Consider the following 15,850-nt stretch of genomic DNA (forward strand, 5'->3'; position numbering starts at 1 on the left):
TCCTACTGCCTGGCTTCGGCATGCAAGGGTGGGCTCATCGGCATTCAATTACCGACAACCCTTTTGCTGTGAAGGCAGGAAGATCCGTGGTGCTGCACCACGATCGCCCCTGACCGTAAAGGAGACCGTACTCACCTCTAGACCCAGAAAGATGGTCAGTTTTTCATCACATCACGTACAAACAGCACCTCTTCCGCAGACGATAGAATTCTTTCCGAAGCCTCGGATTATATTAAAAGCTTTGGTCCCCGTGATAACAGATATATAGATACCCAAGTAATATATTGGAGTAATAATTATGATAAAATCAATAATAGCCATATCTATGGTGTTTTCTCATATAATATTTCCGTCAAAATCATCTGCAGAAGCAAGAAATTGCTATTTTTCAGACATCCCTTCTTTTATCAAAGGAAAAACCTTGCCGACTGGAAGGGCCGCCGATCTATCATTTTCCGACTATCGAACATATAATCCCAAACAGGCCGCATTATTACTGAGATGCGCGGAAAATCTCTACAGAAATGCTGTTTTCAAGAATTTTGATGAAGAAACGCATAAACGGCTAGATCGCACAATGGCACACGCATGGGAGGATCACAACAGTGGTCCTTCATCAACTATAGATGGGTACATTACTTTAGGAGGCAGCTCGAAATCAGGCGCCGATATAGCTCTGGGGACATTTGTTATTGGTCCCGATAAAAACCTTGTTGCTGTGGGATTAAATCTCAACAACCTTGAAGTGGTTGACGAAGATCATTTCTCCAACGGAGTCTTTTCTGGCTTTGTCTTTATATACGATTACTATTCAGAACACCAAAACAAAATAAAAATGCAAACCATGGAAAATATATTGAATTCTATACAAGATAGTTTTGGAGATATCTATCATTATAAAAATGTTTATTTCTTAAGATCTACAATAAATCTCTGAATGGTGCAATAGGATATCTATCAAGCGCCAGACCAAATGGTCGCAAGACCAGTAAGTGTAACCACTCCCACCTCCTGGGTTCGGTATAATAAAGTGAGCTTATCAGTATTCAGTTACCAACTCTCTTTTACTCTTGCAGAAGACAGGGAACAGCCTCTCATCAGGCCTGCTAGAGTAGCGGGGAAAATTTTCCGATCCCCGCCTTTCCCCATGAGGGCTACCAGTCAGCTGGCGAGTGTTACGACTTTCGTGAGATGGCGGGGCGCCAGCGTATCCAGTCCGTGTGCCCGGGCTACATATTCACCCAGAAGCTGCAGAACAGGCAGACAGATCAGCGGCGCCGCGCCATGATCGCCCCCGACCGGAAGAGAGACCGTGCCCGGTCCCCCAAGACCCAGCACGATGGCCCCTTTTTCCATTACATCACGGGCAAGCAGAGCCTCTTCCTCGCAGGTATCAGGATGATAGAGCATGATAACGAAAGAGCGCTCATCGATCAGACTGATCGGGCCATGGCGATATTCCAGCGGATGATGGGCCTCACTCTGGCTCAGGCTCATTTCCTGCATTTTCAGAGCGCCTTCACGCGCAACACCATAATGCGTGCCACCGCCCAGAAACACAAAATGGGAGCGGCCTCGAATCAATGCCACAAGATGAGGATCAGCCGCTTCGAGCAAGGCCGCTGCGGCTGCGATACTGTCATGGCCAATATGGATCCCTGCATAGCGTAGCCCGGCCATAAGCATGAGACTGGCTGAAGCCGTCATCACGATCCCTTCTTCAGGATGGGTCTCGGCTTCGAATACTTCCGAGGAAATCTTCGTCAATGCGCTGCCCGGTGCGCAGGTCACACCAAGAACCTCATGTCCCGAGGCTCGTCCGGCGGAGGCAGCTGCCAGGGTCTCTGTCGATTCCCCGCTGCGCGAAAGGGCCATCAGCCGGGTTTTCATGCCTGATGGCACATAGGATGAGGCGCGACGCGTCCACTCATTTCCTGGTACGGCCCGGGAAAGAAAACCTGCTTCGTTGAGGGCACAGGCAATACTGTCAGCAATATGGACGGAGGTACCACAACCGATAATTGCATGCATCTGCCCCTTCTCGGGGGTGGAGTGCGGCTGTGTCAGCGCCCTCCAGAACGAAAACTGTTCGCGGATTCCACGTTCTGTCGCATTCATCAGCCTGACCTTCCTGTAAGACTAAGCGTTTTCTGCACGATCATGACACAAGCCCCCACCGCTTCCGAGGGGGCGTTAAAATAATCCTTTTCATCAGGTCAGGTTCTCATCGGTCAGATGTTTTCTTCCGCTCTCCCGGCAAAACCTGTTGATCCCAGATCCTTGAGCAGGGAGACATCCAGCGAAGCAAGCTCGGCAAGGCCAATCAGGGCGAGATCACGCCTGAGTTCCGTACCAAGTATGGAAACCGCCTTGTCGAGCCCCGCCCCTCCAGCCAGGGCGCAGGCCTGAAGAAAGGGACGGCCGAGCATGACTGCGTCAGCACCAAGCGCCATTGCCTTGAGCACATCTCCACCACAGCGAAAACCGCCATCAATAACGACGCTCATATTCCGCGCTGCCTTTCTGATTTCAGGCAGAACTTCGAGCGGCGCGACGCTCGAATCAAGCAGGCGCCCGCCATGATCAGAGACGACAATACCATCCACACCGATCTTTGCCGCCTCTTCGGCATCTTCAGGACGCAGAATACCTTTCAGTATGAGCTTACCATTCCATCGCGCGCGAATATGACGGATGTGATCCCATGTGAAATCAGGAGCCCCTCCGACCGCCGCAATTTCGTTTGAAAACAGGCCCGGCCCACCCTGAGGGCGAATATTGACAATTCTGGGGTTGCGATCGCGCAGGATCGTGCGACCCAATGTTCCGAACGTCCAGCCGGGATGGCGCAATGCCCCGATTGTCGAGCGCCATTTAGGACGGATGGGCATGGAATAACCCGCACGCGTCTCGGCAATACGCTGTGCGCCGACAGGTACATCACAAGTGATCAGCAGCACCGGGTAGCCGGCTTTCTGTACCCGGTCGATCATTCCGTCGATCACAGCGAGATCGCTTGGCAGATAAGCGGCAAACCACGCGCGCGGGTTGATACGGATGATCTCTTCCAGCGGCGTGAGTGAATTGGCGGAAAGTGCGTAGAACAGATTATGCCTGTGCGCCGCCGCCGCCTCTATGCGATCGGCATCAAAGCGCGTCATGGCGGCGCCCCCTGTTGGCGCCAGACCAAAAGGCTGCGCATAGTCCTCGCCAAAAAGCGTAATTCTGGTGTTGAGAGAAGATACGTCACGCAAGCGATAAGGACGCCACAGATAGCGCTGAAATATCGCCCGATTCCGACGCAGGCTGAGCTCGGCCCCCGCACCGTTGCGAACGTATTCGTAGACTGCCTTGGGCAGATAACGCCTGACGGCCTTTTCGAAATCGCTCAACTGGTAGATATCGTGCAAACGCCGTCTGGCGGTCATGGACATCGTCTTTCTCCGAAGAAAGGGAATAGGCAGAAACTGGAACCATCGCGAATAGAACGAGACAGCGCAGCTTTTTGCTTGACCGGCCATGTGTCACGTTAAAGTGACTCCTTCTCATAGAAACCCGATGAACAGGAACTCGAACTGTCTTTGAACCCGAGGCTCCCTGGTACGAAATACCTTCAGGAGCAAGGTTCCAGTTACGCCGATAACTATCTGAAGAACAAAGATGATAGCATTGAAGACACTCTTGCCTGTTTATCTGAGGCTTTAGTGTTTTGCCTGTACACAATTGCAGACTGACGACTGGTCGATATGCCAGCAGCAAGATAGCTGCTGACATATCGTATCCGTGACATGGCCTGGTCCGGGGACTGGTGGCATGTCGCCACGCTGTCACGTCGGGGCAGAGACCTGACCGATTTCTCAGGGGATTCTAGGTAAAGATGAAACGCTCCATATTTTCGCGGCATATCGTCGCTGCATCAAAGATATCAGTTTCCCAGCAGGCCGGGCTGAAAAGTTCGGCCGTCCACATGCCATCATATCCGGTCTTCCTGACGGCATCAGTCCAGGCCTGAACATCCATTTCACCCTCACCCGGCATATAAGCTCTCAGAACCGATTGATCCCACGCCTCACCCGGACGTGGAAGACGTCCATCACAGAAATGAACACCGTAGATCAGCCCGGGATCGAGTACAGCAACATCTGCCGGCGTATTACCGGCCGCATAAAGATGCCAGAAGTCAATTACCATACCGATATTGGTTAGCCCTGCCCTGCGGATGATCTCAAGCCCCTGTTCGAGCTTTCTGAATTTGGTAAAGGCAATCACCTCAATCTGGTAACGCACATTATGCTCCAGACCGATACGACCAATCGCCTCGACGTTTTCCGTCATGATATCCATGATCGTATCATCAGATTCATGATCTATTCCATTCAGTGCCAGAATTTGCACTGTCGGACAGTCCAGTGCCTCGGCGGCAAGCGTCAGACGTCTTGCCTCATCAAGCATCTGCTGCTTCTCCTCTCCCTTATGCCGCTCGATTGAGAGCAGGGCATTTACACATCCCGTCGATAGATGGCTGGCCTTGATGGCATGAGCGAGACGTGACAGGGTACCGCCATTATCCAGATAACGTATCAGCTTGCTGGCCAGAATCTCGAGACTGTCATATCCGGTCTCACGAGCAACACGTATATCGGTCAGGAGGTTGGAATGATTGGTGGAAACACCATGAAGACCAAGAAACATCGTTTTGTCTTTCACTAATTTGTTGGGGATAAACCGGCAGGTATCAGCAGGCTGCATCACGCAGGAGGGCCTGGATCGCGCGCACTACCAGAGCATGATCATCCTGTTCGGGCAGACCACTGACCGTAACAGCACCGATCACCACGCCATCGACCAGCCTGACGGGAAAACTGCCACCATGATCGCAATAATCGGATTGCTGTATGAAACCCTGCTGTTCCATACGCTGGCCTGACAGGCGATTGACCGCACCGACATGCAGACTTGCTTTCCAGCTGCGCAGCACTGTATTGCGCTTGCGCCAGATCCACTCCAGATTTTCCGGACACGAACCAGGAAGAGCCGCCAGAAAAACCTGCTGCCCGAAAGCAAATACTTCCATGGCAACAGGCGCCTTGTTCTCGATAGCAAGACGTCTGAGTATCATACCCAGTGCCCAACCATCATCATGGCTGAATTTTGCAAAGCGGCATATTTCTTCTTGCTGGATATAATCGGCAAGAAGCTGGGAATCATTCATGATTATTTCCTTCAGGAAGCAGGAAAGAGTATTGCTATCTCTGCCCGCCCAGTATGAGAGCTTCGACTTTCTCCAGTGAAACCCCTTTTGCTTCCGGAACAAATCGAAGTACGAACCATGTCGCAACCATGGAACAGGCGACGAAAATCCACATTGAAAATGCCCCGTGGAAATGAGCATTCAGCCAGATATTGGACTGGATCATGGGGAAAAACTGGCTCACAAAAAAATTCATGATCCACATACAGGCGACCGAAATACTCATTCCCATGGAACGCAGCCTGTTAGGAAATATTTCGGCGATCAGTACCCAGGCAATCGGCCCCCAGGACATGCCATACATCACCATGAACAAAAGCATACCGAACAGGGCAAGAAGTCCGCTCGACTGGGTGTAGAGCGCGCCCGAGACTACCAGAAGCCCGATAATCATACCGGCCGACCCTATCGCCATGAGGGGCCGTCTTCCCTTGAGATCAATAAACCAGGCACCAATCGCACAGCCTGCCAGTGACGCAAAGCCGATCCATATTGTCTGGAACAAGGCTGCTTCCATAGTGCCGCTGGTCGATCGAAGGACCATCGGCGCATAGTACATCATGACATTCACGCCAGTCAGCTGTTGCAACATGGCAATCATGGCGCCGACAAAAATGATCCATCTGGCGCCGTGTCCCGCCAGCTTTTTCTGTTGCTGACTTGCCTGTTCAGTATCGCCCTGAATGGATTGCCGGATTTCCCTGAGCAAAGCATGGGCATGCTTCTCGTTGGAGATCCGGGTAAGTGTCTTCAGGGCTTCCTGATCCCTTCCTGCCAGAATATGCCATCTCGGAGATTCCGGAATAGTAAAGACGGCAACACAGAAAACAGCACAAGGCACGATTTCAGAGGCAATCATCCAGCGCCAGCCGTAATCCCGCAGCCATTCAGCCGCGGCTCCCTTGGCAATGAGATAATTCACGATGAAAACCACGACCTGGCCGCCCACAACAGCAAACTGCTCCATATTCAGAGCGCGACCACGCATATCCTTGGGAGAGACCTCTGACATATACATGGGCGATACAGCAGATGCGACGCCGACACCGAGCCCGCCTATGATGCGATAAATGACAAACCAGACGAATGACGTGGCAAGTGCTGCACCAATGGCAGAGATCGTAAACAAGATGGCACAGACAAACAGAGCCCATCGCCTGCCCAGATGATGCGCAAGCCAGCCGGAAGAAAAAGCACCGATAATGCAGCCTATTACAACATTGGAGACAGCCCATCCTGTCTGTGCAGGCGAGAGATGAAAATAATCAGTCAGCGAAGCAATGGCACCGGAAATGACCGAAGTATCATAACCAAAGAGGATGCCACCCAATGCCGCAACAGCACATATTCTGAGTACGTAACCGACATCATGTCGCTCGGACTGAACCAGAACCAGGGATTTGAAACGGAACATGGACTCCGCTCCTGCCAGCCTGCCAAGACAGGCCAATAGAGATAAAACGACCGAAATTCCAGGAAACGCGAAGCCGGTCAGAGGCTGCGTTTTCTGAGTTCGCGTCGCATGGTTTCGAGCATGAAGCGTGAGGAGTCCTCTGCACGTTCTTCCCAGGCAAAGACGCAAGAAGAGAGAACGCCATCAAAGCGGATTTCGGCGAGCGTATCAAAAAACGCTGTCCAGTCGATTTCGCCCTGACCGATATCGAGATGCTGATGCACGCGCACTTTCGAGCCCGGCGGGTTGACGATGTAGCGCAGCTCCGATGATTTGCGGTGATCGAACGTATCGGCCACACGAATATGCACGAGAATATCGGCCGCCTCACGCAGCATCGACGCCATGTCCTCGCCATAGAAAAAGGTATGGGGCACGATATAGGACATTCTGACCGCGTCAGAGCCGATATTGCGGATGATATCAACAGCAGGATGGAAGGTTTCCACCCAGTCTTCCGGATGGGGCTCGAGAGAGAGGGTGATGCCCGAACGCTCCAGAACGGGCACCAGGTCATCCATCGATCGCCAGAAGGCCGCCTCGCAGGTTTCGGGAGTGGCGACACCGGGTGGCAGACCCGATGAGCGCTCGGGCGAGGTGCCACGTCCGAACTCCGAGACCATCAGGGGGCATTCCATTTCCGATGCGATCTCGATGGCCCGTTTCCAGTAGCGTATCGCGACCTGACGTTCCTCCTCGATCGGGCTCGACCAGCGATACATGGGCTGCAGGGTGGAAAGCTCGGTGCCGTTGTCACGCAGGGCCGCCTTGAAGTCGCGTATGCGTTGTGATGTCGCGCGCGGCATGACCCACCAGTCCAGAAAATCGGCGCGGGGTGACAGTTCGATGCCATCAAAACCATAGCCCGATACCGTTCTGGCAATCTCGGGCAAGGAAAGATGGCGTTGCATATAGGGGTCGAGAACCAGTTTCATGATCTGCTTCCTGCTCACTGACAGAAAGGCCCCTGGTGATGGGATAAGCTTCACAGAATGGGTCAGGCGTTTCTAAAGTCGGTCAAAATCCGGAATGATACGACTGACGACCACAAGTAATTAATAGTCATTATCAACTACTTCTTTTCGACAGAACATGATCTCATGACGGGATCATGCAAACCGGTTAATCAACGACACCTATTGACCATTCTGCACCCGGGACCTTGTCTGTTATACTTAAACACAATGTAACGTCTAAAAAGATATAGATCACCTTTCCACCCTCCCATTGCCCACGAAACGGTGAGTTCGGCCAGAATGTACCTTCCTGACCGTTTCACTTCAAAAAATGCCAGATTCAGCGGTAGCTGCTCTCGCGAAATCTTCTCTATCCGTGACGATTCCTCTTTCAGGACCCTGCAGGCAGACGGAATCATGCGTCGTATCAAAGAAGACAAACAGCATATTCGAAAATGATCACGAAGCCGTTATATGCCGGTTTCTGAAGGTTTCCCTTCAAGAAGCCACCCGTAAATTACCGAAAAGACAGGTAAGTCCCTACCAAATCTTAACAAGCCAATACTCTTGGAATATTGGACATATCGGAGTGAGCGGCGTGAGATATACTGGACTCAAGAAGTCCTTATTCTGCGCATTGGGTTTTCTGTCTTGTGCTGATGCATTCGGACAAAGTTACACCGCGCATCGGAATGAGCTGCAGACCAATCTGCAGATCCAGCCTCTCAAGGATCTCACACTGACCCGCATTCTGGGGCTGGGCCCTGCCGAAATCCATGACCCCCTGCCCCCGGAAGATACGCAGCATTTCTTCGAACATGGCTACGGTGATCTGAGACGCGCGCTGATAAAAAGAGGGGTAACAATTGATATGGAATACTGGCCCCAGTTTTTTGCCAATCTGGCGGGCGGGCTAGATCAGAAACAGGATTATGCGCATCAGATCAGTTTTCTCGCCAACACTGATCTCGACAGGATTTTCGGATGGAAACATGCGTCTCTTGTTTTCAGCGGTGCCGAACGCGCCGGAAGACGCCTCTCCACGGATGTGTTTGCCGATGACGTCTATAATCCTGCCCAGATTTATGGCGGTGGCGGCAATGTCCTGTTCCATCTCGTCTATTTCTATTTCCAGAAAAGCTGGGACGATGAACGTTTTCGCTGGATCATCGGACGCTACGCCACAGGACCTGATTACGACGCCTCAATGCTACTGTGCACATTTGGTGGCGGCGCCGTATGCAGTCAGCCGCGCCTGACCACGACGATCAATGGCTATGCTTCCTGGCCGAGCACGGCCTGGGGCACCAATCTCAAATTCCGTCCGACAAAAGATACTTATGTCGTCCCCGGTATATTCACCTCCGAGGCGCAACATGGCGGCACAGCTGGAACCAACTGGAATTCTGCGACAGGTGTCTCGCTTTACAACGAGATCGGATGGGAGCCCGAGCTGGGGCGCAACCGTCTGAGCGGCCATTACAAGATCGGCATGATGTGGGATTCCAGTCCACACGCCTATAACCGTCTTGTGACTGATCCCGCTCCACCTGGTTCTCGCAAGGGTCAACTCATGGAATGGGTGGCAATGGACCAGATGCTGTGGCGTCACGGCACCTATGCGACAGCAGGGCTGATCGCCCTTGCCGGATATACCCACACGACCGCCTCAATCGCCCCTCTTTCGGACCAGTGGTATGTCGGCATGGTCGATTTTGGCATGATACGGTCGCGACCTTATGACGGGTTCGGTTTTCTTTTCACGAGCATGCGTTATGGCGCCAACGTCCAGGCACGCTATCAGCCTTATTACAATGTCGCACCGGCCATGATCACTATGCCAGGTCTAGGTGGCGGATTTCAGACGCCTCTTGTTTCCTCGCGCCAGGCTGTCATGGAAATACTCTACAGGGTTCATATTTCCCGAGGCTTATATTTCTCCCCCGAATTCCAGTATTTCTGGAGGCCGGGCGGCACCGGTCGTGTCAAAAGCGCTCCAATACTCGGATTTGATCTGCGGGTTTTCTTCTAGTCCGATGGACTTCTTCCGACACATTCTTAAATCAAAAAGCAGGTTTTCCATGGCTCATGCTTCTTCCATGCGGCTTGATCGCCGCTCTCTTCTTGCCGGGGTAGCCTGTTGACAGGATATGCCGGGACCGCAAAAGCCGGTGTTGTCAAAGAAAAGCTCCCTTGGGAGCCGGGAAGTCTGAATGCGCCGGTTCATGGGGTGGACCCTAACGGACCGACCTACCTGACCCCGGTTGAGCGACGCCTGCTTACGGCCATTGCCGATCGGATCATTCCCTCCGACGAGCTGAGCATCGGTGGCGCCGAAGCCGGTTGCGTGACCTTTATCGATCGGCAGCTCGCCGGACCTTACGGTCGTGCTGCATCCATGTACATGCGAGGACGTTTCGTTAAAGGAACAACACAGCAGGGCATACAATCCGCCATGACCCCTGCCGAGCGTTACCGCAAAGGGCTGCATGAGCTCGCCTTGTTCTGTCAGCGCGACACGGGCAAAGCTTTTGAGGCACTACCGCCTGAGAAACAGGATGATATTCTCTCGCGTCTCGAAAATGGCCGTATCGCCTTTCCCTCGATCGACAGCCGGATATTTTTCGAACAGATTCTGCAAAATATGCGGGAGGGCTACCTGGCCGATCCGATCTATGGCGGCAATCGCGATATGGCGAGCTGGAAAATGCTTGGCTTTCCCGGTGCCCGCTATGATTACCGCGATTACATGGACATCAAAAATCAGGACCTTGGGCTTGCACCACTCAGCCTGCGCGATCGCACGATCTGAGACGCTCCGAACAGGATTGAAAGACGATAGTAATGACAAGAAAACGCCCGAAAGCAGATGTCGTCATCGTAGGGCTGGGCTGGTGTGGATCTCTGGCAGCCGAAGAACTGACTCGTGCAGGGCTGGATGTCGTCGCAATCGAGCGCGGCCCCTGGGTCGAGCCTGCGATTGATTTCGCTCCTGGTGTCGACACGGACGAGCTCCGCTGGGATACACGCCGCTCCATGCTCCTGCCGCCGGCTATCGAAACAACGACTGTGCGTAACACACGCTTTCAGAAAGCGTTGCCAATACGGGACTGGAGTATCAATGAATGGGGATATAACGCTGGAGGATCTGGCACCCATTGGGCGGCAATGGCCTGGCGGTTCACCCCTTTCGATTTCCAGCCCTATTCCATGACCGTATCGCGCTATGGCGCAAAACAACTGGCCGAAGGGCTGATTGTACAGGATTGGGGTGTCACGTATGACGAGCTGGAGCCCTATTACGATCGTTTTGAAAAAATTGCTGGCATCTCTGGCAAGGCTGGCGTTCTCAATGGACAGATCATGCAAGGGGGCAATCCGTTCGAGGGATCCAGAAGCAGCGAATATCCCCTGCCCCCTCTCAAGACCACACATCTGACAGATCTGTTCTCCGAAGCCAGTAATGCACTCGGTTATCATCCTTTCATGGTACCTGCAGGCAACACGTCAGAAGCTTATACCAACCCCCTGGGCATACGTATGGCGCCCTGTACCTATTGCGGTTACTGCCTGTATTACGGCTGTGGCAACTGGTCGAAATCCAGCCCGAATGCCTGTATCTTTCCGGCTCTGGTACAAAGAAGCAATTTTACAGTTCTCACCGACTCAGCTGTTCTGAAAGCAACTCTCGCTCCCGATGGCAAGACGGCTACCGGCGTGATCTTCTGTGACAAGAAAGGTGATCAGTGGGAGCAGCCCGCTGATATCGTTATTTTCTCGGCATTCCAGATGCAGAATGTACGCCTCCTCCTGCTCTCTGGCATTGGTAAACCTTATGACCCGGCAAAGCGGGAAGGCGTAGTCGGCCGCGCCTATTGTTTCCAGACCGTGTCCGGCGCCAACCTTTTTTTCCAGGACAAGAAGTTCAACCATTTTGCCGGAGCTGGCGCCCTTTCGGCGCAGATCGATGACTTCAATGGCGATAACTTCGATCATTCCGGTCTGGGTTTCATCGGGGGAGCGGGCATTCTGGTCGTCTCACGTGGATCACGACCGATCGGAAATGCAGATTTTCTGGAGCCCAATACGCCACGCTGGGGAGCAGCATGGAAAAAAGCCTACAAAGACGCATTCCAGAACGCGACAGGAATTTTCGGCCAGGGAACAAGCTATTCCCATGACGAGGCCTATCTCGACCTGGATCCCGAATATACGGATCAGTATGGCCAGCCGCTGCTACGCATGACCTTTGAATACAACACAAATGATCGACGTTCAGCACAGTTCATAGAAGACAAAAGTGTCGAGATCGGCCGGAAAATGGGAGCCAAAACAGTTATTGGCACCAATTCTGCGGCTTCATCCTTCACGCCCTATAACTTTGCCTCAGATCACACCATCGGTGGTGCTGTCATGGGAACGGATCCCAGGACCAGCGTACTCAATCGCTATCAACAGGTCTGGGATGTACATAACGTCTTTGTTCTGGGTGCCTCATCCTTCCCGAACAATGCGGGTTACAATCCGACTGGCACCATCGGCGCCCTGGCGCTCTGGACTGCACGCGCCATTATCGATCAATACCTGAAAAACCCGGCACCGCTGGTGAAAGCCTGATCCATGATCGATCGCAACTTTCTTATTGCATCGCTGAGCGGTGTCCTGTTTCTGATGTTTCCTATCAAGGCAGGAGCTCAGGACGCACAGGCTGTTGCAAGAGGCCAATATCTTGCCCGGGCTGCCGATTGTGTAGCCTGTCATACAAACCCTGCAGATAACAGGGCATTCGCAGGCGGCTATGCTCTTCAGACCCCGTTTGGCAAACTGCTCACCTCAAACATTACCCAGGATATTGAAACCGGCATTGGCGGTTGGACCGAGGCCGAATTTTCCAGAGCCGTGCGTGAGGGTATCGGCAGACAGGGGCAGCATCTTTACCCTGCCATGCCTTATCCATCCTACACAAAGCTCACTGATGCAGATGTTCATGATCTCTGGCTCTACATGAAAACAATTACCCCGGTGAAAAACAGGGTCGTCAGTAATCAGCTTCCTTTTCCCTTCAATATACGGGCGGCCCTTATCGTCTGGAATCTCTGGAATTTCCGGAGTGGACGCTATGTCGACGATACTTCGAAATCCAAAGCCTGGAACCGGGGTGCCTATCTGGCCGAAGGACTTGAGCATTGCAACTCCTGCCACACACCGAAAAATCTTCTGGGTGGCGACAAAAGCAGCCAGGCCTATAGGGGTGCATCACTCCAGGGGTGGTATGCGCCTGATATTACCAACAGCCACACCCTGGGCATTGGCAGCTGGCACAAGGACGATCTCAAAACCTATCTGAAAACCGGCAGTGTCGGCCCCTATGTCGCATCCGGACCAATGGGTGAAGCCATCGAGAACAGCACACAATATTTACGGGACGGGGATCTTGAGGCCATTGCCACCTATTTCAGTGACATAAAGGGCCAGGAGGCTTCTCTGCCTGCATCATTACCGGCATCTGACCCACGAATGCATCAGGGTAAAGCCGTCTACGAGATGGCCTGTGCCGCTTGCCATCGTTCCGATGGCCGCGGCGTCAGTACGATGATCACAGGTTTCCCTGCAAATCGCGCCATACTGGCACCGGTCAAGGACTCAATTCTGCATACGATCCTCGCAGGGGGGCGCGGAGCCATGACTCATGAGAACCCGACAGGTGCGGCCATGCCTTCTTTTTCCTGGTCCCTTTCGGACGAACAGATTGCTGCTGCCGCCACCTATATCCGGAACAGTTGGGGGAACAATGCCTCTGCTGTTACCCCGGAGGAAGTCAAAGCCATGCGCAGGACTCTACAATTCCGCCAGGTTGGTCCTGTCCCTGATGACTGGAGCCTGAGTGGTGAATCAAAACCTGATCTGTCAGCTCATCCCGCAATGCATCCTTAAAGGCGGGATAACGAGGGAGACGTATAATGGCCGCAAAAATCAGGATCGAGGATATTGCCTCACAGGCCGGAGTTTCCATTTCCACTGTTGATCGGGTTATCAATGGTCGTGGAGGCGTGCGTCTCAATCGTGAAATCAGGGTACTCGATGCTTTGCATAGTCTCGAAGCGGCAAGTGTCTTCAAGCCGGCCTATGCAAGACAGATCCGTGTCGCGGTAATCCTCCAGCATACGGAAGACCCGCTCCATGATGGTCTCAAGCGCAGCTTTCTGGATATAGGGATTCAGCATCGTTCTCTGAATATCCATTATTACATCCACCATTTCGCGATTGCCGAAACACAGAATATTGCTGCTTTCCTCCAGGTTGCCCGCAAAAGCTATGATGCCGTTATTGCCTCGGTGCCAAACGAGACGCTTGTCAGACGTGAGATACGCAGGCTCTCAGCCTCATGCCTGTCGTGCTGTTACTGACCGATATTCCCAATACGTCCCGTCTGGCCTATGTCGGAATTGATAACATGCAGGCTGGCCGGGTGATTGGCACCTTGATGGGCCGCTATCTCGGTCCTCAGCCCTGTGCTGCTCTCTGCCTCTCAGGCTTCGATTCCATGGCTGCCCATGTACAGAGGCGTGAAGGATTTCATGCGGCACTGAGAGCGCGCTTTCGCCATATAAGACTTGTTGATGTGCCTGAAAGCACTTTTGATCGCGCAGAACGCGCCGCAGATATTCTCTATCATCTTCTCGCCAGCCATCCGGATATACGCGGCATTTATAATGCCGGCGCCGGAGGCGCCCCTCTGGTCGAGGCCATACGCAAGCGCGGCCGCACACATGATACGGTCTTCATCACGCATGAATTGACGCCTGATCGCACTGAATTGCTGAAAGAAGGCTGTATCGACGCCCTGATCGATCAGGATCCGCTCGAACAGGTCACCCGTGCATCCCGTTTGATCGCCTCCCATTTCCGGCGATTACCCCCCTCGCCAGTACAATCCCCTACCCTGCTCCGCATTTTCACACCGGAGATGATCTCCTGATCACTGGAGTTGCTGCCATGACAAGAATGATTACTTTCAGATCTGTAAGGCGTGTTGCGCTGTCAGGACTTTTTTCTGTATTCACAAACATACTTGCGACTTCTGCGATAGCCGGAACCGTCACCTCGGAGAACTGGGGACATACACCAGATGGCCAGACAGTTCGCCGGTTTGTTCTGAGCAATACACACAAAATGACTGTACGTATCCTTACCTATGGCGGGACAATACAATCCATAGAGGCTCCCGATCGCAACGGCATATCGAAAAACATCGTACTCGGCTTCGGAGACCTCGATCATTATCTGCATGACGTACGTGAAGGTCAGCTTTATTTCGGAGCGATGATTGGTCGCTATGCCAATCGTATCGCCCATGGACAGTTCACACTGGATGGCCAGACATATCATGTGCCCATCAGTCTTGCCCCTCATGCCCTCCATGGAGGAAAGGAAGGATTTGACAAAAAAACATGGACCGCAGCCTCCTGGTCAGAAGACAAGGATACCGCCCGGCTCAGGCTGGAGCTGACCAGTCCGGATGGTGATCAGGGTTTTCCAGGCAAACTCAAGGTCAGTGTCGATTATGTACTCGGCAATGATAACAGTCTGACCCTGCACTTCCATGCGACAACCGATCGCCCTACTGTTGTCAGCCTCACCAGTCACAGTTTCTGGAATCTTGATGGTGAAGATGCAGGATCTGTCGAAAACCAGATTGTGCAGATCAACGCAGACCGTTTCACACCAACAGATCCGACCGGCATTCCTACAGGAAGCCTGACACCTGTAGAAGGAACCCCTTATGACTTCCGTAAACCGCAGCCTATCGGCGCCCATCTACGTGACGCTTATCCGCAGATAAGACAGGACCATGGTTACGACAAGAATTTCGTACTCAATGGTAAAAGCGGTAGCGATCCTCGCCTGGCAGCGACAGTTTACGCGCCTGAAACCGGACGCGTTCTCGATATCCTGACAACACAACCCGGCCTGCAGTTCTATACATCCAACGGTCTTGACGGACATTATTACGGCATAGGGGGCAAGGCCTATCGCCAGACAGATGCGATTGCTCTTGAAACCGAGGCTTTCCCGGACTCCCCTAACCACCCTTCTTTTCCGAACGTCGTATTGAGGCCCGGAGAAGCTTATGATGCGACGACGGTTTTCAAATTCTCTTCGAGAAAATGATCTCCTCCCGGACGGTGG

14 protein-coding genes are annotated in these 15,850 nt (G+C 52.8%); 8 read left to right on the forward strand and 6 right to left on the reverse strand.

What is annotated here, in order from left to right:
* Positions 1–298: 298 nt before the first annotated feature.
* Positions 299–937: a hypothetical protein gene (locus JCM25354_RS20890; RefSeq protein ID WP_148301333.1), complete on the forward strand. Its 639-nt coding sequence runs from the start codon at positions 299–301 to the stop codon at positions 935–937.
* Positions 938–1,161: 224 nt separating this feature from the next.
* On the opposite strand, the gene JCM25354_RS01120 is transcribed toward JCM25354_RS20890, so the two are convergent.
* From JCM25354_RS01120 to JCM25354_RS01145, 6 genes are all read right to left on the reverse strand, one after another.
* Positions 1,162–2,118 carry an SIS domain-containing protein gene (locus JCM25354_RS01120; protein ID WP_025884647.1) on the reverse strand — a complete coding sequence of 319 codons (957 nt, stop codon included), beginning with the start codon at positions 2,116–2,118 and terminating at the stop codon, positions 1,162–1,164.
* Between the two features lie 113 nt (positions 2,119–2,231).
* Complete coding sequence (locus JCM25354_RS01125) at positions 2,232–3,428, reverse strand: alpha-hydroxy acid oxidase (RefSeq protein WP_159103425.1); 1,197 nt, start codon at positions 3,426–3,428, stop codon at positions 2,232–2,234.
* A gap of 439 nt (positions 3,429–3,867) precedes the next feature.
* Positions 3,868–4,692 (reverse strand): sugar phosphate isomerase/epimerase family protein, encoded by an 825-nt coding sequence (locus tag JCM25354_RS01130; RefSeq protein ID WP_025884649.1) that lies wholly within the window; start codon positions 4,690–4,692, stop codon positions 3,868–3,870.
* 43 nt (positions 4,693–4,735) lie between these two features.
* A complete protein-coding gene (locus JCM25354_RS01135) occupies positions 4,736–5,212 on the reverse strand; it encodes a heme-degrading domain-containing protein (RefSeq protein ID WP_025884650.1) in 477 nt (158 codons plus the stop codon).
* 34 nt (positions 5,213–5,246) lie between these two features.
* Positions 5,247–6,665, reverse strand: coding sequence for a sugar porter family MFS transporter (locus tag JCM25354_RS15725; protein WP_051537150.1), 1,419 nt, complete (start codon positions 6,663–6,665; stop codon positions 5,247–5,249).
* Between the two features lie 77 nt (positions 6,666–6,742).
* Positions 6,743–7,639, reverse strand: coding sequence for a sugar phosphate isomerase/epimerase family protein (locus JCM25354_RS01145; RefSeq protein WP_025884651.1), 897 nt, complete (start codon positions 7,637–7,639; stop codon positions 6,743–6,745).
* Positions 7,640–8,258: 619 nt separating this feature from the next.
* On the opposite strand from JCM25354_RS01145, the gene JCM25354_RS01155 reads away from it, so the two are divergent.
* The 7 genes from JCM25354_RS01155 to JCM25354_RS01185 all read left to right on the forward strand — a co-directional run bounded on the left by JCM25354_RS01155 (position 8,259) and on the right by JCM25354_RS01185 (position 15,832).
* Positions 8,259–9,692 (forward strand): carbohydrate porin, encoded by a 1,434-nt coding sequence (locus JCM25354_RS01155; RefSeq protein WP_159103426.1) that lies wholly within the window; start codon positions 8,259–8,261, stop codon positions 9,690–9,692.
* 108 nt (positions 9,693–9,800) lie between these two features.
* Positions 9,801–10,472: a gluconate 2-dehydrogenase subunit 3 family protein gene (locus tag JCM25354_RS15730; RefSeq protein WP_199899871.1), complete on the forward strand. Its 672-nt coding sequence runs from the start codon at positions 9,801–9,803 to the stop codon at positions 10,470–10,472.
* A gap of 32 nt (positions 10,473–10,504) precedes the next feature.
* Positions 10,505–12,277: a GMC family oxidoreductase gene (locus tag JCM25354_RS01165; RefSeq protein WP_025884653.1), complete on the forward strand. Its 1,773-nt coding sequence runs from the start codon at positions 10,505–10,507 to the stop codon at positions 12,275–12,277.
* Positions 12,278–12,280: 3 nt separating this feature from the next.
* Complete coding sequence (locus JCM25354_RS01170) at positions 12,281–13,594, forward strand: c-type cytochrome (protein ID WP_025884654.1); 1,314 nt, start codon at positions 12,281–12,283, stop codon at positions 13,592–13,594.
* 26 nt (positions 13,595–13,620) lie between these two features.
* Positions 13,621–14,067 carry a LacI family DNA-binding transcriptional regulator gene (locus tag JCM25354_RS01175; protein ID WP_025884655.1) on the forward strand — a complete coding sequence of 149 codons (447 nt, stop codon included), beginning with the start codon at positions 13,621–13,623 and terminating at the stop codon, positions 14,065–14,067.
* Positions 14,046–14,639 (forward strand): substrate-binding domain-containing protein, encoded by a 594-nt coding sequence (locus JCM25354_RS01180; RefSeq protein WP_025884656.1) that lies wholly within the window; start codon positions 14,046–14,048, stop codon positions 14,637–14,639. Before JCM25354_RS01175 ends, JCM25354_RS01180 begins: the two co-directional genes overlap by 22 nt.
* Positions 14,640–14,656: 17 nt before the next feature.
* Positions 14,657–15,832, forward strand: a complete 1,176-nt coding sequence (locus tag JCM25354_RS01185) for an aldose epimerase family protein (protein WP_148301334.1) — start codon at positions 14,657–14,659, stop codon at positions 15,830–15,832.
* The last annotated feature ends 18 nt before the right edge of the window (positions 15,833–15,850 follow it).

It is taken from the genome of Asaia prunellae JCM 25354 (assembly GCF_000613885.1).
Taxonomy (GTDB): Bacteria; Pseudomonadota; Alphaproteobacteria; order Acetobacterales; family Acetobacteraceae; genus Asaia; species Asaia prunellae.

Bases quoted from the DNA above. Each gene is read 5' to 3' on its own strand.
- JCM25354_RS20890 (WP_148301333.1), top strand. From the start codon at position 299: ATGATAAAATCAATAATAGCCATATCTATGGTGTTTTCTCATATAATA.
- JCM25354_RS01120 (WP_025884647.1), bottom strand. From the start codon at position 2,118: ATGAATGCGACAGAACGTGGAATCCGCGAACAGTTTTCGTTCTGGAGG.
- JCM25354_RS01125 (WP_159103425.1), bottom strand. From the start codon at position 3,428: ATGACCGCCAGACGGCGTTTGCACGATATCTACCAGTTGAGCGATTTC.
- JCM25354_RS01130 (WP_025884649.1), bottom strand. From the start codon at position 4,692: ATGTTTCTTGGTCTTCATGGTGTTTCCACCAATCATTCCAACCTCCTG.
- JCM25354_RS01135 (WP_025884650.1), bottom strand. From the start codon at position 5,212: ATGAATGATTCCCAGCTTCTTGCCGATTATATCCAGCAAGAAGAAATA.
- JCM25354_RS15725 (WP_051537150.1), bottom strand. From the start codon at position 6,665: ATGTTCCGTTTCAAATCCCTGGTTCTGGTTCAGTCCGAGCGACATGAT.
- JCM25354_RS01145 (WP_025884651.1), bottom strand. From the start codon at position 7,639: ATGAAACTGGTTCTCGACCCCTATATGCAACGCCATCTTTCCTTGCCC.
- JCM25354_RS01165 (WP_025884653.1), top strand. From the start codon at position 10,505: ATGACAAGAAAACGCCCGAAAGCAGATGTCGTCATCGTAGGGCTGGGC.
- JCM25354_RS01170 (WP_025884654.1), top strand. From the start codon at position 12,281: ATGATCGATCGCAACTTTCTTATTGCATCGCTGAGCGGTGTCCTGTTT.
- JCM25354_RS01175 (WP_025884655.1), top strand. From the start codon at position 13,621: ATGGCCGCAAAAATCAGGATCGAGGATATTGCCTCACAGGCCGGAGTT.
- JCM25354_RS01180 (WP_025884656.1), top strand. From the start codon at position 14,046: ATGCCTGTCGTGCTGTTACTGACCGATATTCCCAATACGTCCCGTCTG.
- JCM25354_RS01185 (WP_148301334.1), top strand. From the start codon at position 14,657: ATGACAAGAATGATTACTTTCAGATCTGTAAGGCGTGTTGCGCTGTCA.